The following is a 22,873-nucleotide window of genomic DNA, read 5'->3' on the forward strand; positions in this document are numbered from 1 at the left end:
GCGAGTTGCGGGAAAGGCGCACTAGGGCCGGTCGGAGGGTGCCAGGTCGGCGGCCAGGGTGCTCAGCGACTCCCTGTCCGGTCTGCTGGTCTTGGTGATCAGGCTGGCCACGTGCTTCTCCACCGTGCGCGGCGAGATGTGCAGCCTGGTCGCGATCGCCTTGTTGCCCAACCGCCCCGCCAGCAACCGCAGCACCTCGAACTCCCGCACGGTCACCCCCAGCGCCCGCAGTTCGCGCGGCACCTGGTCGGACCCGGTGCGCCGCTGCGGCACCGACGCCCCGACCTGCCGCAGCAACCCCCGGCACGCGCTGGCCACGGCCGTCCCGCCGGTGCTGTGGAAGTACTCCTCCGCCCCGCGCAACCACGCCACGGGCTCGCCCCACCCGTCCCGCACCGCCGCCTCGGCCACCAAGCGCAACCCCAGGAACCGCGCCAACGGGTAGATGGCCGCCGCTTCCCGCGCCTCCCGCACGGCGACGGCCGCCTCCTCCTCCCGCCCCGCACGCCCGAGCAGCACCGCCAGCGCGAACCGCCCGAACACCCGGTTCCACCGCATCCCGGCCGCCGCCGACCGCGTGATCTCGGTGAAGGCCTCCAAACCCAGAGCACCGGACAACGCCCCGAGCAGCAGTCGCAACCCGTGCGTCCCGGACAGGTGGAACGTCGTCGGCGTCTCGGCCTCGTACGCCATCGCGCGCGCCACGTCCTGCTCGGCCAGCTCCCGGTCCTCCTCCAGCAACGCGCAGAACGCCCGCGCCAGGCCGAAGCACAGCGGCCGTTCCTGCGAGCCGATCCCGCCCAGCTCGTGGAACCGCGCCACGGCACTGTCCACTTCGGACCGCTTGCCCTGGTGGGCGGCGGCGGTGGCCTGGGCCATCAGCACGTACAGCGTCATCGGCTTGAGCTGCAACCGGCGCGTGCCCTCCCCGCACACCGCCAGCTTCTCCTCGGCCACCGCGTACTCGCCGCGCAGCACGGCGTCCAGGCCGAGGATCGCGTCCACGTTGTACGCCACGGTGATCGCGCCGACCCGCAGCGCCTCCTCGCGCGCCTCGACCAGTTCCGCCACCGACCCGTCGGCCAGCCAGTCGATGCCCGCGAGCCGCACGACGGCGTACGTCCGGTGGATCGGCAGCCGGTTCTCCTCGGCCAGCTGCCGCGCCCGCAGGAAGTGCCCGGCCGCCTCGCCCAGGTCCCGGTCGCGCGCCAGGATCCCGAGCAGCTGCAACGCTTCGCACGCCACCTCGGGCAGCGACGCCCGCGACGCGGCCTCGGCGGCACGGCGGGCCAGTGCCTCGGCGGACGAGATCCGGTCGGGCCGTTGCGCCTCCAACGTCAGGAACGCCGCCACGGCGTCCACCCGCGCCAAGTGCGTGTCGTCGGCGTCCGGGCCCAGCAACGCCCGCGCCGCGTCGACCTGCGCCTGACCATCGGCCAAGCGGCCCGACAGCCACGCCACCCGGGCCAGGACCGTGTGCAGCTCGGCCCGCCGCACCGGCGCGAGTCCGGCCTTGCCCAGTTCCGCCACGGTGTCGGCCAGCGCGAACGCCCGCTCGAACTGCCCGGCCTCGCCCAACGCGGGCAACAGCGACCTCAGCACGTCCGCCCGGATCTCCACGTCCACGCCGCTGGCCAGCAGCCGGTGCGCGTGGTCGAGCAGCCGCACCGCCGACCCGGCCGCACCATCGGCCAGCGCCCGCCGGCCCGCCTCTGCCAGCAGTTGCCCGGCTTCGGCGGTCTGGCCCGCGTCCAGCCGCAGCGACGCCACGAGCGGGCACCACTCGCCGGGTAACTCGGGGTGCAGCCGCAGCACGGCGTCCGCGGTGCGCCGCGACACCTCCGCCCGGTGCGTCGGGGTCAGCTGCGCCAGCAGCGCCTCGGCGGTCAACGGGTGTCGGAACGCGTACCAGTCGGGCACCGGCTCGTCCGGGGTCACCAACTGCGCCGCGACCCCGGCGTGCAGGTGGGACAGCAGCGCCCGATCGTCCATCCCGGTCACTTCGCGCAAGACCGACAGCGGGAACCGGTGCCCCAGCACCGCGGCCACCGACAGCAGCTCACGGCCCTGCGGCCCGAGCCGGTCGGTCCGGTGTGCGATGGCCCGCACCAGCGCGGTCGGCACGTCGATGCGCAGCTCGCCCAACACCCGCCACCCGCCCGGACCGCGCACCAGCAACCCGCCGCTCACCAGGCCGTGCAGCATCTCCTCGACCACGAACGGGATCCCGGCGCTGTCGGCCCACAGCCGCTCGGCGACCGCGTCGGGCACCTCCTCGGAGGTGACCTCCAGGCAGGACGCCACCATCCGGCGGACCAGCGGCTCGTCCAACCGGTGCAGCTCCAGCAGGACGCCCGCACCCCGTTGCGCCGCAAGGCGGACCACGTCCAGCGCGGGACCGGCGTCGGCGCGCGTGGTCACCAGCAGGACGACCGGCACCTGCTCCAGGTTGTCCACCAGGTAGTCGATGACGGCCAGCGTCTCGGCGTCCGCGTCGTGCAGGTCCTCCAGCACCAGCAGGCACGGCCCGACCAGCGCCAGCAGCCGCAGCACCGCCTCGGCCAGCACCACCACCGACTGGTTCTCGCGCGGCTCGTCGCCCCACTCGGGCACCAGCCGGCCCAGCGCCGACCGGTAGGGGCCCAGCTCGCACAGGTCCGGGGCGTCACCGCCGCGCAGCAGCGACATCAGCGCCTCGGCCAGTGGTCGGAACGGCACCATCGGCCCGATGGTGGACCCGCGACCGCGCAGCACCCGCATGCCGCGGTCGAACGCCGACCCGGCGGTCACCCGGGCCAGCCGGGTCTTGCCGATGCCGGGTTCGCCGACGAGGAACACCGCCCGCCCGCGGCGCGCGGCAGCGTCGGCGAGGGCCTGGTCCAACACCCGGAGTTCGTCGTCGCGGCCGACCACGACCGGCGCGCGGGTCTGCATGGACCGACCTTAGTCGGGCGCACGCCGAACTGCCCGCACCCCCAGTGTCCGCGCGGGCAGTTCGGCCCCTTCGTGCGGTGTTACCCGTTGACGCGGGTCGCGGTGTGGCCCGCGTCAACGGGCGACACGGGTCAGTGGATGACCGGCGCGCTCACCGACGTGCTGTCGGCGATGCTCGCGGCGACCACCGCGTAGGCGCCCACGGCCAGGGTGAGGCCGGCCAGCGCCCGCGCCCGGGCGCCGGTCTTGTTCTTGCGGGACAGCGCCATCTCCCCGGCGGGGTGGTCACCGTCCTGGTCGTCGCGCCAGGTGGGGACCTCGTCGTGGTTGGCGTCGCTCATCGGGACTTCTCCTTGTGGGGGTAGGGACTTGCGGGAGGTTCGAGCATCAGCACGGACGGCGTCCGCTCGGGAAAACCCAGTCGGAGCAGGCCGTAGCCGATCCCCGACAAACCGGTCAGCAGGCCCGCCGACGGCACCCCGCCCGGGGTGCCGCACCGCGCCCCGTACTGGTCCAGCGCGCCCAGGACGAGCCCGGCGCGCCGGGTGAGCATCGCCGCCGCGAGCTCGTGCCCGCGGTCGGCGAGGACGGCCAGGGGTTCCAGCACGCCCAGCTCACCATGGCACAGGCTGAGGTCGCGCAGCGGTTCGTGCACCGCGAGGGCGTTGAGGCACCGGTCCAGGTGCAGCGTGTACGCGTCGACCGGCTGATCGGGGTGCGCCGAATGCGCCAGCACCGCGCCCGCCAGACCGGAGCACCAGCTGTGGTCCGCTTCGGCCACGTCCACCAGCCGCTGCCGCAACGCGTGGTCCGCGCGCAGGTGGGAGCGCCCGGCCACGGCGCAGCGCTGGTCGCCGGTGAGCCGGGAGTACCGCAGCAGCGCCCAGCCGACCCCCGCGCGGCCCCGCGCGAAGCCGTCGCCGGTCGGGGTAGCGGCCAGCAGGCGATCGGCGTAGGCGCGGGCCAGCCGTTCGGCCGCCGGCAGACCGCTTTCCGCGCGCACCGCGGTCATCGCGGCCAGTCCGCCGGCGCAGCCCTCCACGATGTTCGCCGTGTCTTCACCGAGCGCTTCGACGGCCGCCGCGATGTCGACGGCTTCCGTCAACCACCCCGAGATCTCCGCGTCGTCGAGCAGGTTCGCCAACCGCGCCAAGGCGTAGCAGATGCCGCCCAGCCCGTGGAACGCCCCAGCGCCCACGGCGACCGCTAGCTCGGCGTCCGCCGCGAACGACCGCAGCAGCGCCGGGATGGGGGTGAGGGCGTCGCGGGCGTACTCGGTGTAGCGGCCGGCGCCGGTGAGCGCGCCCAGCTGCGCCAGGAACAACGCCACCCCGGTGTACCCGTTGGACAGTCCGGCGCCCATCGCCGAGACCGCCCAGTGCCGGTCGTCCACCAGTTCCAGGCCCACCCAGTTGACCCGGTGGCCGTCCGCCGTGGCGTGCGCGAGCACCTCGTCGGCGATGCCGCACGCGGCGACCAGCAACCGTTGCGGGTCGGGGACACCGGCGTCGAGCCGGGCCGGGACCGCCGCGCCGGAGCGGTGGTCCACCGGCCGGGGGCGGCTGGCCAGGGCGGCGGTGATCAGCCACTGCTGGTCGTGCCGGTCCACCTCGTCCAGCCCGGCGATCTTGCGCTCCACGGACTCGATGCCGGTGGTGGGCAACAGGTCCGGCAGGCGCTCGCCGCACGCCGTCCACACGTCCCGGCTGCCCGGCCGGGTGGTGAACAGCGGCACGTCACCCGCCCACAGGTCGTGCAGCTCGTGTGGCACAAGGGCTTTGAGGACGTCTTCGGTGGACTCGTCCCACAGCAGGTCCATCGCGGCCTCGCGGTCGCCGGCGTCGCGCAGGGCGTCCGGGTGGGTCGACTCGTCGAGCAAGGTCGCGTAGAGCTGGGTCATCCGCGGCACGAACCGGACCGGGAGGTCGGCGAACGCCCGCAGCAGGCCGCGGTCGCCGAGGAGTTCGTGGCGGTGGTCGTAGAGGGCGTCGTAGCCGGTGCGGAACCCGGCCAGCAGCGCGCTCTCGTAGTCCGCGGGCTCCGCCTCGGCCTCGCCTACGCGGGGCCGGTTGAGCGCGGGAGGCAGTGGGGCGGGGCGGCGGACCAGGCGCATCCGGTCGGTCGCCGGGTGCTGCCACGTCACGCCGGTCGCGACGGAGTTCTGGTCGCCGCCGACGCCGCCGATGTCCAGCGCCCCGTTCTCGCCGAGCAGGACGCGGGGGAGCACGGCGGTCCGGTGCACCGACCGCGCGAGTGCCCGCATCGCCGGGTCCGCCGGGATGCCGACGGTCGGGTGGAACAGGGTTTCGACGTCGATCAGGACCGGCTGGTCACCGTGCGCGATCAGGTTCTCGAAGTGCATGTCGGTGCCGTCGACCGCGTAGAGGAGGGCGAGCAGCCCGCCCAGGCGGTGGTAGAACCGCCCGACCCCTTCGACGTCCGCGCAGGGCTTGTGCTCCACGAACTCCAGCCAGCCGTGGGTCGGGCGCGCGACGACGGCGGGGGTGCGCAGGTCCAGTCCGGTGTGGCCGTCGAACCAGGCCAGCAGGCCGCTGAACGCTTGGTGGAGTGCTGTCGGACGTGGCTTGTAGACCACCTTGCGGTTGTCGGCGAACGTGACGACGGCGACCGCGCGTCCGCGCTGGTGGACGTCCCCTTTGGCCTCGACGGTCTGGACGGGGCCGGGGTCCTGGTCGTGCAAGAGCGTGCGGACGATGGTGGCTCTGTCGTGGGAGAGGCGGTCCAGCAGCTCCTGGTGGGCCTGGGCGGCGTGCAGGCAGGTCTGGCCGAGGAGTCTCGCCAGGACCGGGTAGCGCTTGAGGACGTCGGCCAGGTCGAGGTTCTCGACGAAGTGCACGAAGCGGCTGTGGGGGGTGTCGCCGTCGAGTGCGCGGGCGATCCGCTTGAGGTTGAGCTCCAGGACGAGGGCGCGGGCGGCGGTGCGCGCCAGCCGGTGGCCGAGGTCTCTGGCGAAGTCGGCGTCGGCGGCCAACCTCGGGTCGAGGGCGAGCGTCGCTTGGACGAGCGGGCGCAGGGCGAACGCGAAGGCGTCCAGCCAGTCCCCACCGCCGAAGTTGGCATGGGCCGCGGTCGCGGTGGCGCGTTCCACGAACGCGGCCCATGCCGGCCGCCCACGGGGGGCGACCAGTTCGGGGGAGGTCCGACGCACTCCCGCTCGCCACCAGGAGGCGGGGAGCGCTAGCGCGTCTAAGGCGGACGGGATCACGCTGCACAACCTGACACGGGGGTGGGGGTGCGCACATGGGGGCACGACCCCCAGATTCCTCCCGACCCCGCATGGGTGCGGGTTCGTGGGCTTGGGCTGGGAGTTTGGGGCGCTTCGGGCGCGGGTTTGGCGGGGGTTTGGCGCGCTTGGGGCGCGGGTTTGGCGGGCTTGGGGGCCGGGGTTCGCGCGCTTGGGGTGTGGGGTTCGCGGGCTTGGGCGCCGGGGTTGTCCGGGATTGTCGGTGGTGCGTGGGACAATGGAAGCGGGGGCCGGAGGCCGGCTCTTCGAGAGCTTCGGGGACGCGCTGCGCGCTCTCAAGAGGACGCGCTGACGCGCTCTCAAGATCAAAAGCGCCTCGCCGGCGGGCAGGCCCCCGGGGGTGGGAAGGGCGTCGGTTTCTTCCCCCCGTACGGCCTGCCGGAGGCAACCACCCTTGGCCCGTTTCCGCAACCGGTAAAGCTGGTTGCGGAAACGGGCCAAGCGCGGTTGGGCTTCGCCCAGGCCGTACGGGGGGAAGAAACCGAGGCCCTTCCCGTGGCGTGGCAGCCTGGCAAGGCAGCGCCTGCGGCGCGAAAAGTGCCCGGTCCCGTGCAGGCGGGACCGGGCACCTACCCCTCGGACGTCCTAGAAGGTCAGGTTCCAGACGTCGATGTAGCCCGTGTCGCCCGAGTACACGTCCTGCACCCGGAGCTTCCACGTGCCGTTCGCCAACTCGCTCGACGCGTTCACCGTGTACGTCGCCACGACGTTGTCCGCGCTGTCGCTCGAAGACGAGTTCTTCAACCGGTACGCCGTGCCGTCCGGCGCCACCAGGTCGATCACCAGGTCGCCCCGGTAGGTGTGCTTGATGTCCACGCCGACCTTGAGGGTCGACGGGGCGTTGCCGGTGCGGCCGGTCACGGCGATGGAGGACGTCACCGTCGTGTTGTCCGAGATGGCCACGTCGGTGGTGTTCTCGAAGTAGCCGGTCGGGGGCGGGGTGGTGCCGCCGCCTGCTGCCGTGACGGTCTTCGCCGCGTCGGCCAGGCCCGCGCCGCAGCCGCCGGTGCAGGTGCCGGGGAGGGGGCGGGCGTTGTTCTTGATCAGGGTCTCGATCTGGGCCGGGGTCAGCGACGGGTTGGCCTGCACGACGAGGGCCGCGAGGCCGGCGATGTGCGGGGCCGCCATGCTGGTGCCCTGGTACGGCTCGTAGTTCTCGCTGCCGGGCGTGGTGGCGCCGGTGTTCAGCGTGGACCAGATGCCGTTCTCCGGCGTGGTGATGGTGCCGGGGGTGTCGTTGGCGTTGCGGGTCTGGCCGCCGGGGGCGGTGATGTCGACCTTCGTGCCGTAGTTCGAGTACCAGGTGCGGTCGCCGGCGCGGCTGGAGGCCGCCACGGTGACGACGTTGTTGCACGACGCCGGGGTGAAGCCGGAGACGTCCTTGTTCGAGTTGCCCGCCGCGACGACGACCGTGGTGCCCCGGCCGACGGCCGAGTTGATCGCGTTCTGGTAGGTCGACGAGCACGCCGACTCGCCGCCCAGGCTCATGTTGATGACCTTGGCCGGGGTCGGGTTGGCCGGGACGCCCGCCACCGTGCCGCCGGACGCCCAGATGATCGCGTCGGCGATGTCGGAGGTGCTGCCGCCGCACTGCGCGAGCACGCGGATCGGCTGGACCTTCGCCTCGTACGCGATGCCCGCGACGCCCTTGCTGTTGTTGGTGACCGCGGCGATGGTGCCCGCCACGTGCGTGCCGTGCCAGGACGAGTCCTGGTCCTTGGCCGGGATGGGGTTGCCGAACGCGTCGGTCCCGCAGTCGCCGACCTTCATCCAGTCGCCGTTGTCCGACGGGTCGGCGTCGCGCCCGTTGCCGTCCCGTGCCCGCGAGGCGTCGGACACGAAGTCGTAGCCCGCCACGACGTTGGCCGCCAGGTCGGAGTGCGACACGTAACCGGTGTCGATCACCGCGACCGTCACGCCCTTGCCGGTGGCCTTGTCCCACGCGCCGGGCACGTTCATGCCCGCGGTGGCCTCGAACAGGTCCCATTGGCGGCCGTACTCGGTGTCGTTCGGCGTGGCCAGCGGCTGCATCATCAGGTCGGGCTCGACGTAGGCCACGTCCGGGTCGGCGCGGAACTCGTCCAGCGCCTTCGCGGCGGTGGCGGCGTCGGCACCACCCAGGTCCACGACGGCCGCGCCGGTGCCCAGGCGGCGCTGGAGGTTGAGGTCACGCCCCACCTTCTCGCCCTTGGCGTCGGCGTCCGAGGCGGCGGCCTGGTCGGACCGGGCCTCGGCGGCGGTGGACTTGTAGCCGACGATCAGCCGTTCGTAGGGCTTGGTCGTCGGCGACGCCTGCGGTTCCGCGGGCGCGGCGGTCGCCGTCAGCGTCACGGTGCCGGTGAGCAGCGTGGCGGAGACGGCGGCGGCGCAGAGCGCGGAGCGTCGCAATCCGTTCACAGGGATTTCCTTCCACCTACAGGGGCTTCGCCTGCCGCGAGGGAGTCAGGGGTCTGAACCGGCTGCGAAGTGCGTGAAAGGTAGGCAGGTCGACGGCGATTGGCACAGGGGCGGAACGCGGCAGTTTCGCGTCACTGTCGTGTTTACGTCAGTGGGATGGGCTGAACGGTCCTGGGTTGCTGGGCTGAGTGGCCTATCGGGGACAATGTGTGGGTGTTCTCGCACCTGGGTGTCCCTGATGAGCAGGCCCGTGTCTATGAGCGATTGGTGCACATTGGTTCGTGCACCGTCGAAGAGGCGCAAACGCGGCCCGAGGTGCTCGAGGAGCTGCACCGGCTGGGCGTCGTGCGCCGGGTTGGTGCGGACGTGTGGCAGGCGGTCCCGCCGGACCTGGCGGTCGAGATGCTCATCGCCGCGCGCGAGGACGGCCACCGGCGGGCCAGGGCCGAAGCGGCGCCGTTGATGGACGCCTACCTGCGCAACCGGGCCGAGCACCACCACGACACCGCGATGGTGGAGGTGGTCAACGGGGCCGACGCCGTGCGCGACCTGTGGCAGGCGCTGTTGGCGGGTGCGCGGTCGGAGGTGTGCGTGCTGGACCAGCCGCCGTACATCTCGCCGGTGGAGGAGCACGTGGAGTTGGAGGTGGACACCCGGCGCAGGCACGTGCAGTGGCGGGTCATCTACGACCGGTCGAGCGTGGAGCTGCCCGGTCGGTTGGCGGAGATCGCTTCGCTGGTGGCGTCGGGGGAGCGGGCGCGGGTGACGCCGACGCTGCCGTTCAAGCTGGCGGTGGTGGACGCGCGGGTGGCCGTGCTGCCGGTGGCCGTGCGGGCGGTGGTGGACCAGGTGCTGCTGATCCGGCCGTCGCCGTTGCTGGACGTGCTGACCTCGATGTTCGACCTGTACTGGGACAACTCGATCCCGTTCAACCCGGGGGCGTCCGGGGTGGAGGTCGACACGCAGTTGCTGGCGCTGTTGGCGGCGGGGTTGACGGACGAGAGCATCGCCCGGCACTTGGGGCTGGGGCCGCGGACGGTCCAGCGCCGGGTCCGTCAGCTCATGGACCGGTGCGGGGCGCAGACCCGGTTCCAGGCGGGGGTGCAGGCCATGCGCCGCGGCTGGCTCTGAGCGCTTCCGTGAGCCGCCAGGCCGGGATTGTCGGTAGTGCGTGGGACAATGGAAGCGGGGGCCGGAGGCCGCGGCCGGCGGTTACTTGCCGCAGTTCTCGGCCTGGCCGGCGGCCTCGCGGAAGTCGTCGGGCAGGGACACCAGGGAGACCTGTTCGACGCCGTCGTTCATCATCGTCACGGCCTCGGTCAGGTGCTGGTTGACCGTGCCGAACACCTCCAGCGTCAGCTCGGGCGCCTCGTCCACCGTGGACTTGGCCAGCACGAACTTGTCCCGCGCCTTCGACAGCGGCTCCAGGATGACCTCCACCGCCGGGTCCGCCGCGGCCACCGGGGCGGGTGTCAGCTCATCGAGGTCGTGCACGGCGACGTTCAGGACGTCGACCACGCGGCCCAGGGACGAGCTGAGCGACTTCTTGGCCTCGGCCGGGTCGGTGGGCGGTGTGCCGAGGGTGAAGCCGCCGGACGCGCTGAGGTAGTTCGCGACGCCGCAGAAGTTGTCCATCCAACGCACGACCTCGGCGTCCGACCCCGGGGTGACCACCCGGCCCGCGACGGGCCTGCCGGCGACCGGTGTGCCGCACGCGGCCGTCGTCGCGAGCACCAGCACGGCCCACACAACACGCTTCACCGCCACATTGTGCTCCAAGGGTCACCCGATGGTGGGCAGCGGCATGACAACCGGGCGAAAAGTCCGCCACGATGGGCGACCTCATGTCCGTCTCAGTGGAAGTCGCGGACGGCGTCGCGGTCGTCCGGCTCGACCGGGACCCGCCGGCCCGGCTGCGCGCGCTGCTGCCGACGTTGACCGACGTGCGCGGGCTGGTGCTGCACGCGTGCGCGGAGGTGTCGGCGGCGTCGGTGCGGGGTGTGGTCGGGGTGTCCCCGGCCGCGCGGCGGGAGCACGTGCGCCAGTTGCGGGCGTTGCGCTCGGAGTTGGCGCGGCTGCCGGTGCCGGTGGTGGCGGCGATCGGGGGCAGCGCGTCGGGCGACCTGGCGGTGCTGGCGGACGCGTGCGACCGGCGGGTGTTGGCCGAGGGTGGTGGGCTCGTCCGGGTGAGCGGGACGGGTGTCGTGGTGGCCCGCCGGGTGGATGCCGCCGAGGCGTTGCGGACCGGGCTGGTGGACCGGGTCGTCGCGCCCTCCCGGGTCGTGCCGGCCGCCGTCGAGCTTGCAAGGGAGTGCAAGTCCGCGCAAGATTCGCGCAAGTCCTGCCGTATAGTTGCTCCATGACGCAACGGCGGTTGGCTGAGGTGGCCGCGAAGGTCGGCGTGAGCGAGGCGACGGTGAGCCGCGTGCTCAACGGGAAGCCCGGCGTGTCCGACGCGACCAGGTCCGCGGTGCTCACGGCGCTGGACGTGCTCGGGTACGAGCGGCCCACGCAGTTGCGCGGCGAACGCGCCCGGCTGGTCGGCCTGGTGCTGCCGGAGTTGCAGAACCCGATCTTCCCCGCCTTCGCCGACGTCGTCGGCAACGCCCTCGCGCAACGCGGGTTCACGCCGGTTCTGTGCACGCGGACGGCCGGTGGCGTGTCCGAGGCGGACTACCTCGAGCTGCTGTTCGAGCAGCACGTTTCCGGGGTGGTGTTCGCGGGCGGCCAGTACGCGCAGGCCGACGCGTCGCACGAGCACTACCACCAGATGATCCGCCGCAAGCTGCCCGCGGTCCTGGTCAACGCCGCCGTGGAGGACCTGGGCTTCCCGCGCGTGAGCTGCGACGACGCGGTGGCGGTGGAGCAGGCGTTCGGGCACCTGGTCGCGTTGGGCCACCGGCGGATCGGGGCCGTGCTCGGGCCGACCGACCACATGCCGTCGCGGCGCAAGCTGGCGGCGTTGACGGTGTGCGCCGAGCGGGCCGGGGTGGAGCTGGCCGAGGAGCACGCGATGTTCTCGCTGGAGGGCGGGCAGGCGGCGGCGACCCGGCTGGTGCAGCGCGGGGTGACGGCGATCGTGTGCGCGAGTGACCCGTTGGCGCTCGGGGCGATCCGGGCGGTGCGGCGGCAGGGGCTGCGCGTGCCGCACGACGTGTCCGTGGTCGGGTACGACGATTCGGCGTTCATGACGTGCACCGAGCCGCCGCTGACGACCGTCCGGCAGCCGATAGAGGCGATGGGTCGGGCGGCGGTGGAGCTGCTGGCCAACCAGATCGCCGGCACGTCGGTGGCGACCGAGGAACTGCTGTTCGAGCCGGAACTGGTGGTGCGCTCCTCGACCGCGCCCGCCCCGCGCTGACACCCGTAGACCCACCAGGCCCGGCGCAAGTGCGCGCCGGGCCTTGTCGTCGTGCGCCCAGGCGGCTTACGAAGCGATGTCGCCAAGTTGCAAACTCTCGTAGACATCTTGCGGGAAGCTGTGGACTAGACCTACCGTGTGCGCCACACCACACGAGGAGGGTCCGCCCCCATGAACTCTTTCCGGCTCCGCAGAGTGGCGGGGTTGCTGCTGGTCGGCAGCCTCGCGGTCACCGCCTGTTCGTCGGCCGCCGACACCGCGAGCGGCGGCAAGGTCGTCCTCTCGGTCAACGGGCAGCCGCCGCAGACGCAGGCGTTCGAGCGCAAGATCTTCGACGAGGACGTGGCCGAGTTCGAGGCGGCCAACCCCGACATCGACATCCAGCCGCACGAAGGCTTCATGGACCCCAAGACGTTCTCCGCCAAGCTCGCCGGCGGCCAGCTCGAGGACGTCTTCTACGCCTACTTCACCGACCCCGCCCAGCTCATCGCCCGCCGCCAGGCCGCGGACATCACCGACCACGTGAAAGACCTCCCGCACTACACCGAGATCCGGCAAGAACTCCGGGACGTGTTCGCCAAGGACGGCAAGGTCTTCGGCGTCCCGACCGCGAACTACTCGATGGGCCTGCTCTACAACCGCAAGCTCTTCCAGCAGGCCGGCCTGAACCCCGACACCCCGCCGAAGACGTGGGACGAGGTCAAGGAAGCGGCCAAGAAGATCACCGCGCTGGGCGACAACAAGGTCGGCTTCGCCGAGTACAGCAAGAACAACCAGGGCGGCTGGCACTTCACCGCGTGGATGTACTCCGTGGGCGGCAAGATCGCCCGCCAGGACGGCGACAAGTGGGTCGCGGACTTCGACAACGACAAGGGCCGTCAAGTCCTCCAGCACCTCAAGGACATGCGCTGGCGCGACGGCACCATGGGCGAGAAGCAGCTCCTGGTCATCGAGGACGTCCAGCAGATGATGGGCGCGGGCCAACTCGGCATGTACCTCGCCGCGCCCGACAACGTCCCCACGATCGTCAACCAGTTCAAGGGCGACTACGCCGACTACGGCCTGACCGGCATCCCGGACGGCAAGGGCACGCTGATCGGCGGCGAGGGCTACATGATCAACCCCAAGGCCACGCCCGAGAAGATCAAGGCCGGCCTGAAGTGGATCGGCTGGAAGTACCTCAACCCCGACCGGTTCGACAAGAACCTCAAGCGCTACAAGGACCAGGGCCAACCCATCGGCCTGCCCGTCCCGCCCGTCGCCGACATCTGGACCGGTGACGTCAAGGCCAAGCAGACCGAGCTGAAGGTCGCCAACGCCACCGTGCCGGTGCAGAACTTCAAGTCCTATGTGGACTCGACACCGGCCGGGCTGATCGAGCCGCCCAACGCCCAGCAGGTCTACGCCATCCTCGACAACGTCGTGCAGGCCGTCCTCACCGACCGCGACGCCGACCCCGCCACGCTCCTCGCCGACGCGGAAGCCAAGGTGAACCCGGTCCTGGCGCAGGTCAAGTGATGCGCCGCCGCGTCGCGGAGAACCTGACCGCGTACGGGTTCCTGTCCGCCGCCCTGCTGTGCTTCGCGGTGTTCTCCTGGTACCCGATCGTCCGCGGGGTCGTGCTGGGGTTCCAGCAGGTCGACTTCGTGGCCGCCCCGACGTGGGTCGGCTGGGAGAACTTCGAGCGGCTGTTCGCCGACCCGCTGTTCGCCGTGGCGTGGCGCAACACCCTGCTGTTCACCGTCCTGGCGCTGGTCTTCGGCTTCGCGGTGCCGTTCCTGCTGGCGGTCGTGCTCAACGAGCTGCGGCACTTCAAGGCGTACTTCCGGCTGGTGGTCTACCTGCCGGTGATGCTGCCGCCGGTGGTCGCGGCGCTGGTCTGGAAGTGGCTCTACGACCCGGGTCCGGGCCTGCTCAACACCGCGTTGCGCGGGCTCGGGCTCGACGGCCCCGGCTGGCTGGACGACACGTCCACGTCGATGTTGTCGCTGGTCCTGGTCGCCACCTGGGCCAACCTCGGCACGGCGACGCTGGTCTACCTGGCCGCGCTGCAATCCATCCCGGGCGAGCTGTACGAGGCGGCCGAGCTGGACGGCGCGGGCGTGCTGCGCAGGTTGTGGCACGTGACCGTCCCGCAGACCCGGTTCGTGCTGCTGGTGTTGCTGCTGCTCCAGGTCGTGGCCACCATGCAGGTCTTCACCGAGCCGTACGTGATGACCGGCGGCGGACCGCAGGACTCCACGGTCACCGTGCTGCTCCTGCTCTACCGGTACGCCTTCTACTACAACGACTTCGGCACCGCCAGCGCGCTGAGCCTGTTGCTGCTCCTGGTCCTCGGTGCGTTCACCGCGCTCTACCTGCGCGTCACGAGGAGGGCCGACGCGTGAGAACCCTTGTCGCACCGGGACGATCGCGCACCGGTTACGCCTTTGCGTTGGTCATCACCACGATCGTCGTCACGGTGGTGTTCGTGCTGCCGTTGCTGTGGGTCGTCCTCTCGGCGATGAAACCGGCGGCGGAACTGGCCCGCGTGCCGCCGACCGTGCTGCCGCTGACGTGGCAGCCGGAGACGTACGTCGAGGCGTGGCGGCTGATGGACCTGGGCCGCTACTTCCTCAACACGATCGTCGTCGCGGTCGGCACGTGGGCGGTCCAGCTCGCGGTCGACGTGCCCGCCGCCTACGCCCTGTCCCGGCTCAAACCGGTGCTGGGCAAGGGGATCCTCGGCATGATGCTGCTCACGCTGATGATGCCGGCGGCCGTCCTGCTGGTGCCGACCTACCTGACCGTCGCCGACCTCGGGCTGCTGAACAACCCGGTCGCGCTGTGGCTGCTCGGCGCGGCCAACGCGTTCACGGTGTTCCTGCTCAAGCGGTTCTTCGACCAGCTCCCGGTGGAGGTGCTGGAAGCGGCCAAGATCGACGGCGCCGGTCAGCTGACCCTGTTGTGGCGGGTCGTGCTGCCGCTGTCCCGGCCGATCCTGGCCGTGGTGTCCATCTTCGCGGTGGTGGCCGCGTGGAAGGACTTCATCTGGCCCCTGCTGGTGTTCTCCGACCCCGCGCGGCAGACGCTCAGCGTGGCGTTGCAGCGCTTCGCCCCCGACACCCCGGTCAACCTCATGCTCGCCGGGCTGGTGCTGGCGAGCGCGCCGGTGGTCGGGCTGTTCCTGGTGTTCCAACGCCACGTCCTGGCGGGTCTGACCGCCGGTGGCGTCAAAGGCTGACCCCCACCTCAGGGAAGGGACCCCCACATGAACTGGTGGCGCAGTGCGGCCATCTACCAGGTGTACCCGCGCAGCTTCGCCGACGGCAACGGCGACGGCGTCGGCGACCTCGCGGGCCTGCGGCAACGCCTGCCCTACCTCGCCGACCTCGGGGTGGACGCGCTCTGGCTCAGCCCCTGGTACCCGTCGCCGCTGGCGGACGGCGGGTACGACGTCGCCGACTACCGCGACATCGCGCCGGTGTTCGGCACGCTGGTCGAGGCGGAGAAGCTGATCGACGAGGCGCACGCTCTGGGCCTGCGGATCATCATCGACATCGTGCCGAACCACTGCTCGGACAGGCATCCGTGGTTCCAGGAGGCATTGCGCGGCGAGGGCCGGGACCGGTTCTGGTTCCACGAGGGCGACGAGCCACCCAACGACTGGCAGTCCCGCTTCGGCGGCCCGGCGTGGAGCCGCACTCCGGACGGGGCCTGGTACCTGCACCTCTACAGCCCCCAGCAGCCCGACCTGAACTGGACCAACCCGGAGGTGCGCGCGGAGTTCGAGGACGTGCTGCGGTTCTGGCTGGACCGGGGCGTCGACGGGTTCCGCATCGACGTCGCAGACGGCCTGGTCAAGGACTTCACCCGACCCGACGCCGACACCCCGTACTCCGACCAGGACGGCGTGCACGAGATCTACCGGTCCTGGCGGGCGGTGCTCGACGAGTACCCCGACGAGCGCGTGTTCGTGGGGGAGATGTGGCTGCCCGACCCGAAGCGTTTCGCGCTCTACCTGCGTCCGGACGAGCTGCACTCGGCGTTCAATTTCGACTTCCTGTGCTGCCCCTGGGACCCGGCTGCGTTGCGGCAGGTCGTGGACGCCACCCTGGCCGCCCACGCCCCGGTCGGCGCACCGCCGACGTGGGTGTTGTCCAACCACGACGTGACCCGGCACGTGACCCGGTTCGGGCGGGAGGACACGTCCTTCGACTTCGGCCGACGACAGCACCTGACCCCGACCGACCTGGGGTTGGGCACGCGGCGGGCGCGTGCGGCGGCTCTGCTGACCATGGCGCTGCCCGGGTGCGTGTACGTGTACCAGGGGGAGGAGCTGGGGCTGGAGGAGGTGGACGACCTGCCCGACGAACTGCGCGAGGACCCGGTGTGGGAGCGGTCGGGCCACACCGACCGGGGGCGGGACGGGTGCCGGGTGCCGATCCCGTGGGGCGATGACGGTCCTTCCTGGCTGCCCCGGCCGGCGCACTGGGCGGGGCTGTCGGTGGCGGCGCAGGCCGGTGACCCGGACTCGATGCTGTCGCTGTACCGGTCGGTGTTGCGGCAGCGGCGGGCCGAGGAAGCGCTGGGGGACGGCGGGTTGGAGTGGTTGGACCTCGGGGCGGACGTGCTGGCGTTCACGCGGGAGCCGGGGTTCGCGTGCGTGCTGAACTTGTCGGGGGTGGTTGTCGAACTGCCTGATCATGGCGGTGTGCTGCTGTCCAGCGGGCCGTTGGTGGATGGTGCGCTGCCTCCGGATACGGCGGTGTGGTTGCGGTACTCCCGATAGGCAGTCCCCCCGCACTCCCGCCCCGGGCTTTTCGGCGCGCGCAGCGCGCTTTTGTGTGGTGGTCTCAACCACAGGTGGAGGGCCTCGGTTCCCCCGCCGTATGGCCTGCCCGAAGGGCTACCACATTTTGGGTCGGGTGCAGCCGAAAGTTTTTGCGAGGAACGAGCAAAAAGTTTTAGCGGCACCCGGCCCAAAATGTGGTTGGCTCCGCCAGGCCATACGGCGGGGGAACCGACGCCCTTCACCCCCCCGCTGGCGGCCTGCCGCGCGGCGAGCGCCGCTTTTCATCTTTCGATCTTTCGAGCGCTTCGCGCGTACCAGCGCGAAGCGCGTTCGGCTTGAGAGCGAAGCGTTCCGTTCAAAGCGCTTAAAAGCGAAAAGCGAAAAGCGCCTCGCCGGCGGGCAGGCCACCAAAGATGACTCAACTGCAACGGCGGGGGCTTCTTGCTTTTGTCATCTCCGTATGGCCTGGCGGAGCCTACCACATTTTCCAGGGGTTGCCGCTAAAACTTTTGCTCGTTCCTCGCAAAACTTTCGGCTGCAACCCCTGGAAAATGTGGTAGCCCTTCGGGCAGGCCATACGGAGATGACAAAAGCAAGAAGCCCAAGTTGAGTTGTGTCCGCTCCGGCGGACTGCCGCTCGGCAAGGCGGACTGCCCGCTTGGCAAGGCCGACTGCCCACTCGGCAAGGCGGACTGCCGCTTGCCGGCTTCGCCGAAGGGGTTGCGCTGTGCGTGTTGGTCTAGTGCTGGCCGAAGGCGAAGGCGATCAGGTTGCACTCGAGCTTGCCCATCAGGCGCACCAGTTCTGCTCGTTCGGCCTCGTTGCAGTCGCCGGTTGTGACGCGTTCCAGTTCGCCCCAGATGCGCTCTACCTCGCGGTGCAGTGCTTGGCTGGCCACGGTTGGTTCGATGATCCACGCGCGGCGGTCGGACGGGTCGGGGATGCGGCGGACGAAGCCCGCTTTCTCCAGGCGTTGGACGGTTCGGGTCATGGTGGCCGAGTCGGAGTCCAGGACGCCGACCAGTTCCGCCTGTCGGGCCGGGCCGCAGTCCCACAGGTGCATCATCACCAGCTCTTGGCCTGGGTGCAGGCCGGCCTTGCGCAGCAGTTGGCCCGCCACCATGCGGTGCAGGCGGGCCAGTCGGAAGATCGCGTGGCTGACCGGGCCCGTGCGGGCGGTGGCGGGCACCGGCAGGCTCGTCGAGGTCGCTGTCTGGTCAGCCATGAGGTCCATTCTAGGCCTTGAGCAGTGTGATCGTGGTCACCTGCGGAACAAGGTGGAGTAGATACCTGTTCGGACAGGTATCTACCTTGGAGGTTCTGATGACCACCCCGTTCGACGCGTTGGACCTCGCCGGCACCCGGCTGGCGAACCGCATCGTGATGTCCCCCATGACCCGCAGCCGCGCGTACGACACCGTCCCGACCCCCGCGATGGCCGAGTACTACGCGCAGCGCGCGTCCGCCGGGCTGATCATCACCGAAGGGATCCAGCCCTCCGCCGTGGGCCAGGGGTACGTCCACACGCCCGGCCTGCACACGTCCGAGCAGGTCGAGGGGTGGAAGAAGGTCACCGACGCGGTCCACGGCGCGGGCGGGGTGATCTTTGCCCAGCTCATGCACACCGGGCGCATCGGGCACCCGGACCTGCTGCCCGGCGACCTGCACCCGGTGGCACCGTCGGCGGTGCGGGCGGCGGGCAGCACGTTCACCGGGACCGCCCTGCTGGAGAACGTGACGCCGGTGGAGCTGTCGCCGGAGGGCATCGAGGAGACCATCGCCGACTACGCTCGGGCGGCCGTCAACGCGATCGCTGCCGGGTTCGACGGCGTGGAGCTGCACGGCGCGAACGGGTACCTGATCCACCAGTTCCTGGCACCCAACAGCAACCGGCGGACCGACGAGTGGGGTGGGTCGGTGGAGAACCGGCTGCGCTTCCCCGTCGCGGTGGTGCGGGCGGTCGCCGAGGCGATCGGGGCCGGTCGGGTGGGTCTGCGGGTCTCGCCGGGCAACCGGTACAACGACATCCAGGAGACCGACCACCACGACGTGTACCCGGCGCTGGTGGACGCGCTCGACCCGCTGGGCCTGGCGTACCTGCACGTGTCCGAGTGGGACCGCGAGCTCACCTTGGAGCTGCGCAAGCGTTTCAGCTCCACTCTGATCCTGAACCCGCGCAACCACGAGGGTGTCACCGAGCCGTCCGACCTGGACCTGATCGCGGACGGGACGGCGGACGCGATCGCCTTCGGCGTCATGTTCCTGGCCAACCCGGACCTCCCGGCCCGGATCGCGGCGAACGGCCCGTTCAACACCCCGGACCCGACCACGTTCTTCGGTGGGGACGAGCGCGGCTACACGGACTACCCCGCCCTGGCCGCCTGATAGTTCCGCGAGACCGGCGCTCCTGGACGAGGGGCGCCGGTTTTGTGTGTCAGCGGTTGTTCGCGCGGCGGCGGAGGAGGAGCAGGACGACTGTGCCGCCGGTGAGGAGGAGCAGGCCGATCACCAAAGGGGCCGTCACGTCCGCGCCCGTGTCCGGGAGGCCGGTGTCGGTGGCTGCGGGGATCACCGCGGGTTTGGGGCGGGTGGTGGGCCAGTCCAGGGTCAGGGCGGTCGTGGTTGTGGTGGTTGTGGTGGTCGTGGTGGTGGTTGTTGTTGTGGTGGTGGGGGGTTCGATGGTGGGTGGGGGTGTGGGCGGGAGTGTTGTGGTGACTGGAGGTGGGGGTGGGGGAGTGGAGCAGGGGGGTGTGGTCAGGGTTTTGGTGAAGGACCAGCCTCGGGTCCAGTAGCGGTCGTCCCAGGCTTCCACCGTGATCGTGAACGTGTGCGCGGTGGTGCCGGGGGCGGTGTAGGTGCGGCGGAAGTACGTGCCGAAGGTGCGGGAGTCCAGAGGGGTTGTGTTGTCGGTGATGCGCAGGACGTTGGGTCTGTCGTTGTTGTAGTAGCGGAGGTCTACGGAGAGGACGGCCTGGTTGTCGGCGCACATCGCCTTGAGGGTCGGGGTGTGTGCGTTGGCGGGGGTGGGGGTCAGGGCCGCGGTCAGGACGGCGGTGATGACGCAGAGCGGAGCCCGGAAGGTCCGAGCGGGCATGGTCACTCCTGTTGGTACGGCGGGAAGCGCATACCCCTATACGGACCGGTGTCATCGGCTGTTCACATTCGGCGTTGCTCAATTCGGGTGACATGCGGGCTTGTCAACCGCTGACCCATCGTGGTTTCAGCAGGTGGTCACCCTTGTTCGCGAAGCTGCGAAGTGGCTACCTTGCCGCGGAGTCGCGAATGCCGCCCGGACTGGAAAGGGAGTGTGCGATGGCCGTCCTCTGCTCCCGCAGGCACATCGACTTCGGCCGGGTCTCCAGCGCTGTCTGTCGCTGACGGACGTTCTCTGTCGCGGACAGAACAGTCTCGCCGCATTTCCCCCCTTCCCCGAAGGACCCCACCATGAGCGTGTCCGTACAACCACGCCTGCGTGAGCCCGACGAAGACCTGTCGACGCTGAAGGTCGTGCCCGCCCGCCACCCCTGGCGGTGGGTCGGCGTGGTCGTCGTCTTCGTGCTGCTGGCGCAGTTCATCCACGGTCTGGCCACCAACCCAGGGTGGGACTGGCCGACGTTCCTCCAGTACTTCACCGCCCCGTCCATCCTGCGGGCGGTGGGGGTGACGCTGGAGCTGACCCTGTACGGCACCGCCATCGGGTTCGCGCTGGGCATCGTCCTGGCGCTGATGCGGTTGTCCCGCAGCAGGTTCCTGTCCGGGGTGTCGTGGGCCTACGTCTGGGCCTTCCGGTCGATCCCGCTGATCGTGCAGCTGCTGTTCTGGTTCAACATCTCCTACCTCTACACCGAGCTGCACTTCGGCATCCCGTTCGGGCCGACCTTCTTCGGGTTCGAGACCAAGGACCTGATCAGCCCGATGGGCGCGGCGGTGCTGGGACTGGGGCTGCACCAAGCGGCCTACGCGGCGGAGATCGTGCGCTCGGGCATCATCTCGGTCGACCACGGGCAGCTGGAAGCGGCGGCGGCGCTCGGGATCCCGAAGGCGCGGCAGTTCCGCCGGATCGTGCTGCCGCAAGCCATGCGGTCCATCCTGCCCAACGCGGCCAACGAGGTCATCAGCTTGTTCAAGGGCACGTCGATCGTGTCCGTGGTGGCCATCGGCGAGCTGTTCTACCAGGTGCAAGTGGTCTACGGGCGCAACGCGCGGGTCGTGGCGCTGCTGATGGTGGCGACCGTCTGGTACATCGTCCTCACCACCCTGCTGTCGATCGTCCAGCACTACGTGGAGAAGCGCTACGCCAAGGGCGCGACCCGGGACTCGGAGGGGTGGAAGTGGTCGCGGTGACGGGTGACGTGATGGTCCGGTTGCGGGGGATCCACAAGAGCTTCGGCGCCAACGAGGTGCTGCGCGGGGTGGACCTGGACGTGCCGACCGGTGCGGTGGTGGTGGTGCTCGGGCCGTCGGGGTCGGGGAAGTCGACGTTGCTGCGCACGATCAACCACCTGGAGAAGGTGGACCGCGGGTACGTGACGATCGACGGTGCGCTGGTCGGGTACCGGCGGGTGGGCGACCGGCTGCACGAGCTGCGCGAGCGCGAGATCCTGCGGCAGCGCACCGGGGTCGGGTTCGTCTTCCAGAACTTCAACCTGTTCCCGCACTTGACGGTGCTGGAGAACGTGGTGGAGGCGCCGGTGTCGGCGCAGCGGCGGCCGGTGGCCGAGGTGCGGGCGCTGGCACGGGCGTTGCTGGCGCGGGTCGGCCTGGCGGACAAGGAGAACGCCTACCCCAGGCACCTGTCCGGCGGGCAGCAGCAGCGGGTGGCGATCGCGCGGGCGTTGGCGCTGGAGCCGAAGGTGCTGCTGTTCGACGAGCCGACGTCCGCGCTGGACCCCGAGCTGGTCGGCGAAGTGCTCGACGTGATCAAGGACTTGGCGCGCAGCGGGACCACGATGGTCGTGGTGACGCACGAGGTCGGCTTCGCGCGCGAGGTCGCGGACACCGTGGTGTTCCTCGACGAAGGTGTCGTGGTGGAGCAAGGGCCGCCGGGTGAGGTGCTGGACAACCCGCGGCATGCGCGTACTCGCTCGTTCCTGTCCAAAGTGCTCTGAAGGAGTTTGTCGTGGCAAGGTGGAAGATCGCCGGGGTGGGTGTGGTGGCGGCCCTGGTGCTGACGGGGTGCGCGGGTGCGGACGGGGCGGTCACCGAGGACAAGGTGGTGGCGGCCGGGAAGACGGTCGACCTGAGCCCCCAGCAGAACCGGGTCGTCGCGGAGAAGGTGGATGCGATCGCGGCCAAGGTGCCGGAGGAGATCCGCAAGTCCGGCAAGCTGGTCGTGGCCGGGTCCGCCGGCACCGCGCCGCCGCTGCGGTTCTACGCGACCGACGACAAGACGGTGATCGGGGTGGAGACCGACATCGCGGTGCTCGTCGCCGGCGTGCTGGGCCTGGAGCCGCAGCTGGAGGTGACGTCCTGGGAGAACCTGTTCGTGGGCTTGGACAGCGGGGCGTACCCGTTGGGGCTGTCGAACATCACGGTGACCGAGGCGCGCAAGGAGAAGTACGACTTCGCCACCTACCGGTTGGACACGCTGGCCTTCGAGGCGCGCAAGGGCGGCTCGTGGAAGGTCAAGGGGCCGGAGGACGTGGCCGGGAAGGTCATCGCGGTCTCGTCCGGGACCAACCAGGAGAAGATCCTGGTGGCGTGGAGCAAGCAGAACGAGGCCAAGGGGTTGAAGCCGACGGACATCAAGTACTACCAGAACTCGGCGGACTACTACCTGGCGCTGGAGTCGGGCCGGATCGACGCCTACCTGGGGCCCAACCCGACGTCGGCGTACCACGTGGCCACGTCGGGGAAGACGGAGGTCATCGGGTCGTTCTCCGGGGGCGGCGAGATCCAGGGCAAGATCGCGGCCACCACGAAGAAGGGCAGCGGGCTGGTGGAGCCGGTGAACGAGGCGTTGAACCACCTGATCAAGAACGGGAAGTACGCCGAGGTGCTGGACCGGTGGGGGTTGTCGAACGAGGCCGTGGAGAAGTCGGAGATCAACCCGCCGGGGTTGCCGAAGAGCTGAACACCGGTGCCGGGGTCGCGTTCGCGCGGCCCCGGCACGCGTTCGCGTGGAATATCGCCCGGGTGCGGT

At 70.7% G+C, this 22,873-nt stretch carries 18 protein-coding genes; 11 read left to right on the forward strand and 7 right to left on the reverse strand.

The window, feature by feature from the left end:
* Window positions 1-21 precede the first annotated feature (21 nt).
* The 4 genes from DFJ66_RS45170 to DFJ66_RS34810 form a co-directional block, all read right to left on the reverse strand.
* Window positions 22-2,934 (reverse strand): helix-turn-helix transcriptional regulator, encoded by a 2,913-nt coding sequence (locus tag DFJ66_RS45170; protein ID WP_121227703.1) that lies wholly within the window; start codon window positions 2,932-2,934, stop codon window positions 22-24.
* A gap of 131 nt (window positions 2,935-3,065) precedes the next feature.
* Window positions 3,066-3,275, reverse strand: a complete 210-nt coding sequence (locus DFJ66_RS34800) for a hypothetical protein (RefSeq protein WP_121227705.1) — start codon at window positions 3,273-3,275, stop codon at window positions 3,066-3,068.
* Window positions 3,272-6,043: a type 2 lanthipeptide synthetase LanM family protein gene (locus tag DFJ66_RS34805; RefSeq protein WP_246030021.1), complete on the reverse strand. Its 2,772-nt coding sequence runs from the start codon at window positions 6,041-6,043 to the stop codon at window positions 3,272-3,274. The genes DFJ66_RS34800 and DFJ66_RS34805 overlap by 4 nt, the downstream gene beginning before the upstream one ends.
* Before the next feature lie 741 nt (window positions 6,044-6,784).
* Window positions 6,785-8,596 carry a S8 family serine peptidase gene (locus DFJ66_RS34810; RefSeq protein WP_121227710.1) on the reverse strand — a complete coding sequence of 604 codons (1,812 nt, stop codon included), beginning with the start codon at window positions 8,594-8,596 and terminating at the stop codon, window positions 6,785-6,787.
* 267 nt (window positions 8,597-8,863) lie between these two features.
* Here DFJ66_RS34810 and DFJ66_RS34815 point away from each other — a divergent pair, with 267 nt between their 5' ends.
* The gene (locus tag DFJ66_RS34815) at window positions 8,864-9,727 is read left to right on the forward strand and encodes a helix-turn-helix domain-containing protein (RefSeq protein WP_147459434.1); all 864 of its coding nucleotides are present in this window, start codon (window positions 8,864-8,866) and stop codon (window positions 9,725-9,727) included.
* 81 nt (window positions 9,728-9,808) lie between these two features.
* Here the strand turns inward: DFJ66_RS34815 and DFJ66_RS34820 are convergent, their stop codons facing one another.
* The gene (locus tag DFJ66_RS34820) at window positions 9,809-10,357 is read right to left on the reverse strand and encodes a hypothetical protein (RefSeq protein WP_147459435.1); all 549 of its coding nucleotides are present in this window, start codon (window positions 10,355-10,357) and stop codon (window positions 9,809-9,811) included.
* A gap of 83 nt (window positions 10,358-10,440) precedes the next feature.
* On the opposite strand from DFJ66_RS34820, the gene DFJ66_RS34825 reads away from it, so the two are divergent.
* The 6 genes from DFJ66_RS34825 (at window position 10,441) to DFJ66_RS34850 (ending at window position 16,728) form a co-directional block, all read left to right on the forward strand.
* Window positions 10,441-10,959, forward strand: a complete 519-nt coding sequence (locus DFJ66_RS34825; RefSeq protein WP_147459436.1) for an enoyl-CoA hydratase/isomerase family protein — start codon at window positions 10,441-10,443, stop codon at window positions 10,957-10,959.
* On the forward strand, window positions 10,956-11,957 hold the full coding sequence (locus tag DFJ66_RS34830; RefSeq protein ID WP_121227718.1) for a LacI family DNA-binding transcriptional regulator: 1,002 nt from the start codon (window positions 10,956-10,958) through the stop codon (window positions 11,955-11,957). Before DFJ66_RS34825 ends, DFJ66_RS34830 begins: the two co-directional genes overlap by 4 nt.
* 171 nt (window positions 11,958-12,128) lie before the next feature.
* Window positions 12,129-13,475 (forward strand): ABC transporter substrate-binding protein, encoded by a 1,347-nt coding sequence (locus tag DFJ66_RS34835; protein ID WP_121227721.1) that lies wholly within the window; start codon window positions 12,129-12,131, stop codon window positions 13,473-13,475.
* Window positions 13,475-14,344 carry a carbohydrate ABC transporter permease gene (locus DFJ66_RS34840; protein ID WP_121227723.1) on the forward strand — a complete coding sequence of 290 codons (870 nt, stop codon included), beginning with the start codon at window positions 13,475-13,477 and terminating at the stop codon, window positions 14,342-14,344. The genes DFJ66_RS34835 and DFJ66_RS34840 overlap by 1 nt, the downstream gene beginning before the upstream one ends.
* A complete protein-coding gene (locus tag DFJ66_RS34845) occupies window positions 14,341-15,180 on the forward strand; it encodes a carbohydrate ABC transporter permease (RefSeq protein ID WP_246030022.1) in 840 nt (279 codons plus the stop codon). Before DFJ66_RS34840 ends, DFJ66_RS34845 begins: the two co-directional genes overlap by 4 nt.
* A gap of 27 nt (window positions 15,181-15,207) precedes the next feature.
* Window positions 15,208-16,728 (forward strand): glycoside hydrolase family 13 protein, encoded by a 1,521-nt coding sequence (locus DFJ66_RS34850; RefSeq protein WP_121227725.1) that lies wholly within the window; start codon window positions 15,208-15,210, stop codon window positions 16,726-16,728.
* Between the two features lie 742 nt (window positions 16,729-17,470).
* Here the strand turns inward: DFJ66_RS34850 and DFJ66_RS34855 are convergent.
* Window positions 17,471-17,956, reverse strand: a complete 486-nt coding sequence (locus DFJ66_RS34855) for a MarR family winged helix-turn-helix transcriptional regulator (protein WP_121232180.1) — start codon at window positions 17,954-17,956, stop codon at window positions 17,471-17,473.
* 98 nt (window positions 17,957-18,054) lie between these two features.
* On the opposite strand from DFJ66_RS34855, the gene DFJ66_RS34860 reads away from it, so the two are divergent.
* Entirely contained in the window at window positions 18,055-19,116 is a 1,062-nt protein-coding gene (locus DFJ66_RS34860; RefSeq protein WP_121227727.1) for an alkene reductase, read from the forward strand.
* A gap of 49 nt (window positions 19,117-19,165) precedes the next feature.
* Here the strand turns inward: DFJ66_RS34860 and DFJ66_RS34865 are convergent, their stop codons facing one another.
* On the reverse strand, window positions 19,166-19,825 hold the full coding sequence (locus tag DFJ66_RS34865; RefSeq protein ID WP_121227729.1) for an LPXTG cell wall anchor domain-containing protein: 660 nt from the start codon (window positions 19,823-19,825) through the stop codon (window positions 19,166-19,168).
* A gap of 350 nt (window positions 19,826-20,175) precedes the next feature.
* On the opposite strand from DFJ66_RS34865, the gene DFJ66_RS34870 reads away from it, so the two are divergent.
* The 3 genes from DFJ66_RS34870 to DFJ66_RS34880 are packed head-to-tail and all read left to right on the forward strand — an operon-like array spanning window position 20,176 to window position 22,804.
* Window positions 20,176-21,075, forward strand: a complete 900-nt coding sequence (locus tag DFJ66_RS34870) for an amino acid ABC transporter permease (protein WP_121227731.1) — start codon at window positions 20,176-20,178, stop codon at window positions 21,073-21,075.
* An 11-nt stretch (window positions 21,076-21,086) separates the two neighbouring features.
* Complete coding sequence (locus tag DFJ66_RS34875; protein WP_121232182.1) at window positions 21,087-21,839, forward strand: amino acid ABC transporter ATP-binding protein; 753 nt, start codon at window positions 21,087-21,089, stop codon at window positions 21,837-21,839.
* Between the two features lie 11 nt (window positions 21,840-21,850).
* Window positions 21,851-22,804 (forward strand): ABC transporter substrate-binding protein, encoded by a 954-nt coding sequence (locus DFJ66_RS34880; RefSeq protein WP_121227733.1) that lies wholly within the window; start codon window positions 21,851-21,853, stop codon window positions 22,802-22,804.
* Window positions 22,805-22,873 lie beyond the last annotated feature (69 nt).

It is taken from the genome of Saccharothrix variisporea (genome assembly GCF_003634995.1).
Taxonomy (GTDB): domain Bacteria; phylum Actinomycetota; class Actinomycetes; order Mycobacteriales; family Pseudonocardiaceae; genus Actinosynnema; species Actinosynnema variisporeum.